Below are 1,015 nucleotides of genomic sequence, written 5' to 3' on the forward strand. Positions count from 1 at the left end.
GAAGAATGGATGAGCGGTAGAACTGACTTGCACTTGCGAGTAGGACGATTGCCATTGCTTCTCAAACGTAGCGATGGCGCGGCGTTCCATAAATGGCTTTTGCACTAAAATAATCGATTCGCATTGGATGCCTTTCTCTTTTAATAACTGCTCGGTGAAACGGACGTTTTCTCCACTATTGGTTGAACGTGTTTCTACTAAAATGGCATCGCTTGGTACGCCAGCTAAACGCGCAATGTCTGAAAATGTTTCGGCTTCACTTTTTTCAAACAACCCATCCGTAAAACGGCCTTCACCACCGGAGAACACAATCAATGGTGCGAGTTTTTGGTGGTAAAGCGCAGCGGCGTGCTCAGCAACTCGCACGTCGTTACTGCACATAACAAACAAGCAGTCGGCAGGCTTTAAATCCTGTTTGAGCTGCATGTAATCCCAAAGCGTTTCTATATGTTGATATAACTTCATAGTGCATCCAGCGTTGAATTGAATCGGAATTGATACCCAAGTGAAACCAGCTTGTCCGCTAAGATGCGTTTATCGGCATCTTCTGTGACGGGAGGTAGCGAAATCTCTGCGCCACTTTTGGTGATTGCTGCTTGGTAAAACTCAGCTTTGCTCACGGTGTGAGGCGTTGTGACATTAATGATCTGATTACTCAGGTGATCCAATGCAAATTGTGCCACAGCGACTGCGTCACTTTGATGAAGCATGTTGGCTGGGGCTTTACGGCTGACTTGTTTTAGGCGCATGGCAAAGCGAGCGGGGTGTCTGTCTGGGCCAATCAAACCACTGCAACGTAAGATGGCGTAGTTTATGCCAGAGTCGATGACGGATTGCTCCGCTTCGAGCATGATTTTCGCATTGTCAGAAAAGTGAGGGTGGGTTTGCGCGAGAGCGAGCGATGCGGATTCTTCTTTCATCTCCGTTGGTAAATTAGGGTAGACCGTTGTAGAGCTGATCATGACGAGCTTTTCAATCGCATGCTGTTGTGACGCTTTAACTCTCGTTGACAATT

At 47.2% G+C, this 1,015-nt stretch carries 2 protein-coding genes; both read right to left on the reverse strand.

Annotated features, from left to right (window positions below):
* Positions 1 to 465, reverse strand: a 465-nt coding sequence (locus R7E42_RS25780) for a YdcF family protein (RefSeq protein ID WP_318073354.1), incomplete at its 3' end; no start/stop codon positions are given.
* A partial coding sequence (locus R7E42_RS25785) for an NAD-dependent epimerase/dehydratase family protein (protein ID WP_318073355.1) occupies positions 462 to 1,015 on the reverse strand: 554 nt, incomplete at its 5' end. The genes R7E42_RS25780 and R7E42_RS25785, both read right to left, overlap by 4 nt.

It is taken from the genome of Vibrio sp. Vb1337 (assembly GCF_033338715.1).
In the GTDB taxonomy this organism is placed as follows: Bacteria; Pseudomonadota; Gammaproteobacteria; order Enterobacterales; family Vibrionaceae; genus Vibrio; species Vibrio alginolyticus.